The following is a 5,923-nucleotide window of genomic DNA, read 5'->3' on the forward strand; positions in this document are numbered from 1 at the left end:
GGGGGGGCGCCCCGCGCCCCCCCCCCCGTTCCCGCACCAAACCGGGGGGGGGGGCCCCGGGGCCCCCCCCGCGCCACGCTCGAAGCACGGGGCCTGCGCACGCTGGCCAGCAACGTCAACTTCCGCTTCGGCGAACTCGACCTGGTGATGCGCGACGGCGACACCGTGGTGTTTGTCGAAGTGCGCTACCGCCGCAGCGACCGCTTCGGCGGCGCGGCCGGGTCGGTGGACTACAGCAAGCGCCGCCGCATCGTGCTGGCCGCGCGCGCCTGGCTGGCCGGCCAGCGCGGCCTGGCGGACGCACCCTGCCGCTTCGACGTGGTCACCGCCCAGGGCGACCCCTCGCTGGACTGCGAATGGCTTCGTGGCGCGTTCACCCTCGAAGACGTATGACAGGCGGCTGGCCACGGTTCAGAGCCGTGACCAAGGCGCTGTCTGCGCCAGCCCACCGCCAAGGCCTACAATCGCGCGATGCCTGATTCCCTGCCCGCTTCGCTGATGCAATCGCTCGGCACCCTGTTGGGGCCAGGCGGCCTGCTGCTGGATCCGGCGGAGCGCCTGGCGTACGGCTACGACAACTCCCGGCGGCAGGGCTTGCCGCTGGCGGTGGCGCTGCCCACCAACGCCGCGCAGGTGCAGGACATCGTGAAGCTGTGCCGCGCGGCCAAGCTGCCGATCGTCGCTCGCGGTCGCGGCACCAACACCACCGGCGCCAGCGTGCCCGGCGAGGACGCGCTGGTGGTGTCGTTCGAGCGCATGAACCGCGTGCTGGCCATTCGTCCCGGCGACCGCGTGGCCGTGGTGCAGCCCGGGCTGCTCAACGGCGACCTGCAGGCGGCGCTGGCCCCGCACGGCTTGTTCTGGCCGCCCGACCCCACCAGCGCGGCCTACTGCAGCATCGGCGGCAACCTGGCCTGCAACGCCGGCGGACCTCGCGCGGTGAAATACGGCGCCACCCGCGACAACGTACTGGCCATCACCGCGGTGACCGGTACCGGCGACCTGGTGCGCTTCGGCGCGCCCACCACCAAGGGCGCCAGCGGCTACGACCTGTCGCGCCTGCTCATCGGTTCGGAAGGCACGCTGGCGCTGGTGGTGGAAGCCACGTTGAAGCTGACGCCGGTGGCGACGCACCGCCGCGCCCTGCGCGCGCTGTACGCCGACGTGGACAGCGCCGCGGCCGCCGTTGCGCGGCTGATGGCCCAGCCGGTCACGCCGTCCATGCTTGAGTTCATGGACGACCACTGCGTGCGCCTGGCGCGCGAAGTAGGCGGGGCCGACCTGCCCCCGGCCGGCGCACTGCTGATGATCGAGGCCGATGGCGACGAGGCGATGCTGGCGCACGCCGTGGCGGCGCTGGCCGGCGCCGCGCAGGGCGAAGGTTGCCTGGAAGTGACGGCCGCCCCCGACGAAGCCACGCGCGAAAAACTCTGGGCCGCGCGCAAGGCGCTGTCGCGGGCGCTGCGCACGCAGGCGCCGGGGAAGATGAATGAAGACGTGGTGGTGCCGGTGTCGCGCATCCCCGACCTGGTGGCGGCGGTGCGCGGCATTGCCGCGGCGCAGTCGCTGCCGATCGTCTGCTTCGGCCACGCGGGCAACGGCAACCTGCACGTGAACATCCTCTACGACCCGGCCGACGTTTCGCAGGCGGCGCGCGCGGAGGCCGCGCTGGAGGCGGTGTTCGACACCGTGATCGCGCTGGACGGCCAGGTGTCGGGTGAGCACGGCATCGGCCTGGTGAAGCGCGAGCTGCTGGCGCGCGCGCTGAGCCCGCAGGCGATGGCGCTGATGCGCGCCATCAAGGCGCAGTTCGACCCCGACGGCATCCTCAACCCGGGGAAAGTGCTGCCGCCGCAGGGCGAACCGAGCCTGCAGGCCACCCGTGAACCGCCGGGCTTGCCGCCCACGCCAGGCGGCGCGCGCTGACATGGCCATGAACCGCGCGCCCACCGAACTGGACACGCTGCTGGTGGAAATCCGCGCCTGCCGGCTGTGCGAAGCGCAGCTGCCGCTGGGCCCGCGCCCGGTGCTGCGCGCCAGCGCCAGCGCCAGGCTGCTGGTGGTCGGCCAGGCGCCGGGCACCCTGGTGCACGGCAGCGGCATCCCCTGGGACGACGCCAGCGGCGTGCGCCTGCGCGGCTGGCTGGGGCTGGACAAGGTCGACTTCTACGACGAGCGAAAGATCGCCATCGTGCCGATGGGTTTCTGCTACCCCGGCCGCGGCGCCAGCGGCGATTTGCCGCCGCGCGCGGAATGCCGGCAAACCTGGCACCCACGCCTGCTGCCGCTGCTTCCCGACGTGCAGCTGGTGCTGGCCATTGGCCAGTACGCGCAGGCGTACTTCCTGGCCGAGCGCCGCAAGAAGACCCTGACCGAGACGGTGCAGTCCTGGCGCGACTACGCGCCCGCGGTCTTCCCCCTGCCCCACCCCAGCCCGCGCAACGTGGGTTGGTTCGCGCACAACCCGTGGTTTGACGCCGAAGTAGTGCCGGCGCTGCGCGAGGCTGTGGCCGGGCTGGCCTTGGCCGGGCCGGCGCCGCGCTAGTCAGCGGTTCGGGTCGCCGCACTCCGCGGCCAGGCGCAACAGCGAATCGGAGGTGGCGTCGGCGATGGCCTGCAGCGCCTCGCGCTCGCTCCAGACGACGAAGAACAGCAGCAGCATCAGCAGCGGCCGCAGTGACTGCCGCGAGGGGATTTGCAGGGGCGTGGGCATGGGCTCTTCCTGGGTTGGGGACGGGCTTGAACCCGTTCCCACCCACGACGTCTCGCGGGCGGGAACGGGGAGGTCAGTGCGTGGTGGCGTAATGCAGCACCGCGCCGATGAACCAGCCCGCGGGTGACACCAGCCCGAGGGTCTGGGCCTCGGGCGACGTAACGCCGTGGAGGATGTAGCCGGCGCCTTTGCCGAGGTTGGTGTCGACGGTTTCGCCGCCGGCAACGCAGTTGAGTTCAGCGCAATCAAGGTTTCGCATGTCGTTCTCCAGGTGGGTGGTCAGCCGCCGCATTCGGCTTCGAGGTCGGAAACCTTCATCGAGGCGGTCTGGGCGATCTGGTTGAGCGCTTCGCGGTTCTGCCAGATCCATCCGGCAACCGCGAGCAGCGCGATGGTGCCGATGATCGCCTCGCCGCCGCTCACCGCCGCCTGCTCGTGCAGGGTCAATGCCCTCATGGTGTTTCTCCCTAGTTGGCCTGCGGAGTGCAGGCAGCACCATGGAAGCATCGGCGGGGCGCGGCGGCCGTCGGCAGGCTCGGCGAAAGCGCCTGAGACAAGGGCACGGAACGTCGTCAGAGCCCCATGCGGCAGCCGCGCGAACCAGGCGCGACCGCGGCACGGCGAAAGCAGGCGGGGGCATCGGCAGTTTCTTCCGGGCGTGCGGCAGCGGGCATGATCCGCGCAGCGCATGCGGGGGCGGCATAGGACAGGCGCTTGGCGCCGGGTCCGAGTCTTCTTACCCGACGATCAGTGCAGCCACCACGCGGCCAGCTGCAGCACACCCAGCGCATACAGTCCGGCGATGGCGTCGTCGAGCATGGCCCCGAAACCCCCATGCAGCTTCTGGTCGGCCCAGCTCACCGGCCAGGGCTTCCAGATATCGAACAGGCGGAACAGCACGAACGCCGCCAGCATCCAGGCCCAGCCCGCCGGCGCCATCAGCAGCGTGATCCACATGCCGATGAATTCGTCCCACACCACCAGCGACGGGTCCTCGATTTTCGTTTCGCGAATGGCCCAGTGCGAAGCCCACACGCCGACGCCGAAACCCACCGCCAGCACCGCCAGGTACAGCGGCAGCGACAGGTCGCGCATGAACAGCCACCACGGCAGCAGCGCCGCCAGGCTGCCCACCGTTACGGGTGCGCGCGGGGAGAAGCCCGCGCCGAAACCGGCGGCCAGCCAGCCTAGCGGGTGCCTCATCAGACGGCGGCGGGTGCCGACCGGAAGCACGGCCATCAGTGCACTCCCTGGAAATGCTCGAAGCCGGCGGCAGCCGGCACGTAGTCCTCGCCCTCGGGCGTGGTGCAGTGCAGTCCAGGCTCCGTAACCAGCTGGCCGATCACGGTGCCCGTGACCCCGCAGGACGCCAGGGCCTTTTCGATCCCGAAGGCGGCGCTGGCAGGCGCGGTGAAGCACAGCTCATAGTCGTCGCCACCCGAGAGCTGCAGCGGCCAGCGCTGCGCTTCGTCGAAATGGTCGGCCAGCGTGCGCGACGTGGGCAGGCGGCCCAGATCAATGCGGGCGCCCAGGCCGCTGGCGGCCAGCACGTGGCCCAGGTCGGCGGCCAGGCCGTCGCTGAGGTCGATGCCCGCCGTGGCGATGCCGCGCAGCGCGAGGCCGGCAGCCACCCGCGGCGTCGGCCGGTCCAGGCGATAGCGCAGCTTGGCCGACGACGGCCCGCGGGCCCGCCACTGCGCCAGTGCGCCGGCCGCGTCGCCGATCGAACCGGTCACCCACACTTCGTCGCCCGCATGTGCACCGTCGCGGCGCAGCGCCAGTCCCTCGGGCACGATGCCGTGCGCGGTAACGGTGATGGACAGCGGGCCGCGGGTGGTGTCGCCGCCCACCAGGCACACGTCGTGCTGTTGGGCCAGATCCAGGAAGCCGTCGAGGAAGGCGTCCACCCAGTCGCCGTCGGCGTCGGGCAGCGTGATCGCAAGCGTGCACCAGGCCGGCGTGGCGGCCATCGCGGCCAGGTCGGACAGGTTCACCGCCAGCGCCTTCCAGCCGATGTCGGCAGGCGAGGTTTCAGCGGGGAAATGCACGCCCGACACCAGCGTGTCGCTGGTAACCACCAGGTCATGGCCGGCCGGCACGCGCAGCACGGCGGCGTCGTCGCCGATGCCCAACAGCACATCGGCGCGGCTGCGCACGCGGGCGCGGATGCGATCGATCAGGGCGAATTCGCCCGGCATCAGCTGCGGCGCGGGGCCTGTGCTTCCGCTGCACGCCACTGCGCCGCGGCATGGTCGAGCACGCCGTTGACGAACGTGTGGCCGTGCTCGGAGCCGAAACGCTTGGTGGTTTCGATGGCTTCGTTGATCACCACGCGATAGGGCACGTCGACGCGGTGGCGAAGTTCGTAGGCGGCGATGCGAAGCACCGCGCGCTCGATCGGGTCCACCTGGGCGATGTCCCGGTCCAGGAAGTGGCTGAGCGCTTCGTCCAGCGTGCCCAGGTTGGCTTCGACGCCGCGCACCAGGTCTTCGAAGTATTCCTGGTCGGCCACTTCCATGTCCTGCTCGGTCTGGAATTGCTCGATCACTTTCGCGATGGCGGTGTGCGAAAGCTGCCAGGCATAGATGGCCTGCAGCGCGCGGCGGCGGGCGCGGGAGCGGGCGTGCGGGTCGATGCCGTCGGGACGGGGCTGCTTCATTCGAATTTCCCGAAAAGGTTCGCCATCTCGATGGCCACCAGCGCGGCTTCCTCGCCCTTGTTGCCGTGGTTGCCTCCGGCGCGGGCCTCGGCATGGGCGTAGTCGTCCACCGCCAGCACGCCGTTGACCACCGGTACGCCGCTGTCGAGCGCCACGCGCATCAGTCCGCGGGCACATTCGTCGGCCACCTGCTCGAAGTGGCGGGTGTCGCCGCGCACCACGCAGCCCAGGGCCACGATGGCCACGTAGCCGCCGCGGTCGGTGGCCTGGGCGGCCGCCATCGGCAGCTCCCAGGCGCCCGGGACGCGAATCACGTCCACGTTCCCGGCCGGGACGCCATTCTCGACGAAGGCCTTGCGCGCGCCATCCAGCAGGGTGTCGGTGATGCGCGGGTTCCAGCGGCTGGCGAGGATGGCGTAGCGGGCGGAGCCGGGGCTCTGGACGTCGCCTTCGAAGTGGCTCATCAGGTCTATGGCTCGCCGCAAAATGGACCCCCAGTTTACCGCGCAGCAGGCAGGAACGGGGTCAGGGGGGGGCGGGGGGGGGGGGGG

10 protein-coding genes are annotated in these 5,923 nt (G+C 71.3%); 3 read left to right on the forward strand and 7 right to left on the reverse strand.

The window, feature by feature from the left end; all coding sequences use genetic code 11:
- The 3 genes from K0M70_RS02045 to K0M70_RS02055 all read left to right on the forward strand — a co-directional run.
- On the forward strand, positions 1-393 hold a 393-nt coding region (locus tag K0M70_RS02045), incomplete at its 5' end, for a YraN family protein (RefSeq protein ID WP_290778623.1).
- 78 nt (positions 394-471) lie between these two features.
- Positions 472-1,926, forward strand: coding sequence for an FAD-linked oxidase C-terminal domain-containing protein (locus K0M70_RS02050; protein WP_290778626.1), 1,455 nt, complete (start codon positions 472-474; stop codon positions 1,924-1,926).
- Positions 1,927-1,933: 7 nt separating this feature from the next.
- Positions 1,934-2,545 (forward strand): uracil-DNA glycosylase family protein, encoded by a 612-nt coding sequence (locus tag K0M70_RS02055; RefSeq protein ID WP_290778629.1) that lies wholly within the window; start codon positions 1,934-1,936, stop codon positions 2,543-2,545.
- Here K0M70_RS02055 and K0M70_RS02060 read toward each other — a convergent pair whose 3' ends face one another.
- From K0M70_RS02060 to ribH, 7 genes are all read right to left on the reverse strand, one after another.
- On the reverse strand, positions 2,546-2,713 hold the full coding sequence (locus tag K0M70_RS02060) for a hypothetical protein (protein ID WP_290778632.1): 168 nt from the start codon (positions 2,711-2,713) through the stop codon (positions 2,546-2,548). It lies immediately after the preceding gene.
- 73 nt (positions 2,714-2,786) lie between these two features.
- A complete protein-coding gene (locus K0M70_RS02065; RefSeq protein WP_290778634.1) occupies positions 2,787-2,972 on the reverse strand; it encodes a hypothetical protein in 186 nt (61 codons plus the stop codon).
- A gap of 20 nt (positions 2,973-2,992) precedes the next feature.
- A complete protein-coding gene (locus K0M70_RS02070; RefSeq protein WP_290778637.1) occupies positions 2,993-3,169 on the reverse strand; it encodes a hypothetical protein in 177 nt (58 codons plus the stop codon).
- A gap of 291 nt (positions 3,170-3,460) precedes the next feature.
- Positions 3,461-3,952 carry a phosphatidylglycerophosphatase A gene (locus K0M70_RS02075; protein ID WP_290778640.1) on the reverse strand — a complete coding sequence of 164 codons (492 nt, stop codon included), beginning with the start codon at positions 3,950-3,952 and terminating at the stop codon, positions 3,461-3,463.
- The gene (thiL, locus tag K0M70_RS02080) at positions 3,952-4,911 is read right to left on the reverse strand and encodes a thiamine-phosphate kinase (RefSeq protein WP_290778643.1); all 960 of its coding nucleotides are present in this window, start codon (positions 4,909-4,911) and stop codon (positions 3,952-3,954) included. Before thiL ends, K0M70_RS02075 begins: the two co-directional genes overlap by 1 nt.
- The gene (gene nusB / locus K0M70_RS02085; RefSeq protein WP_290778645.1) at positions 4,911-5,372 is read right to left on the reverse strand and encodes a transcription antitermination factor NusB; all 462 of its coding nucleotides are present in this window, start codon (positions 5,370-5,372) and stop codon (positions 4,911-4,913) included. Before nusB ends, thiL begins: the two co-directional genes overlap by 1 nt.
- Positions 5,369-5,836, reverse strand: a complete 468-nt coding sequence (ribH, locus tag K0M70_RS02090; RefSeq protein ID WP_290778648.1) for a 6,7-dimethyl-8-ribityllumazine synthase — start codon at positions 5,834-5,836, stop codon at positions 5,369-5,371. Before ribH ends, nusB begins: the two co-directional genes overlap by 4 nt.
- Positions 5,837-5,923: the final 87 nt, after the last annotated feature.

Origin of the sequence: Arenimonas sp., from assembly GCF_019459675.1 — a bacterium.
Taxonomy (GTDB): Bacteria; Pseudomonadota; Gammaproteobacteria; order Xanthomonadales; family Xanthomonadaceae; genus Arenimonas.

Excerpts from the sequence above, each read along its gene's own strand:
- nusB (WP_290778645.1), bottom strand. The coding sequence starts at position 5,372 with ATGAAGCAGCCCCGTCCCGACGGCATCGACCCGCACGCCCGCTCCCGC.
- K0M70_RS02070 (WP_290778637.1), bottom strand. The coding sequence starts at position 3,169 with ATGAGGGCATTGACCCTGCACGAGCAGGCGGCGGTGAGCGGCGGCGAG.
- K0M70_RS02075 (WP_290778640.1), bottom strand. The coding sequence starts at position 3,952 with ATGGCCGTGCTTCCGGTCGGCACCCGCCGCCGTCTGATGAGGCACCCG.
- K0M70_RS02060 (WP_290778632.1), bottom strand. The coding sequence starts at position 2,713 with ATGCCCACGCCCCTGCAAATCCCCTCGCGGCAGTCACTGCGGCCGCTG.
- thiL (WP_290778643.1), bottom strand. The coding sequence starts at position 4,911 with ATGCCGGGCGAATTCGCCCTGATCGATCGCATCCGCGCCCGCGTGCGC.
- ribH (WP_290778648.1), bottom strand. The coding sequence starts at position 5,836 with ATGAGCCACTTCGAAGGCGACGTCCAGAGCCCCGGCTCCGCCCGCTAC.
- K0M70_RS02055 (WP_290778629.1), top strand. The coding sequence starts at position 1,934 with ATGAACCGCGCGCCCACCGAACTGGACACGCTGCTGGTGGAAATCCGC.
- K0M70_RS02050 (WP_290778626.1), top strand. The coding sequence starts at position 472 with ATGCCTGATTCCCTGCCCGCTTCGCTGATGCAATCGCTCGGCACCCTG.
- K0M70_RS02065 (WP_290778634.1), bottom strand. The coding sequence starts at position 2,972 with ATGCGAAACCTTGATTGCGCTGAACTCAACTGCGTTGCCGGCGGCGAA.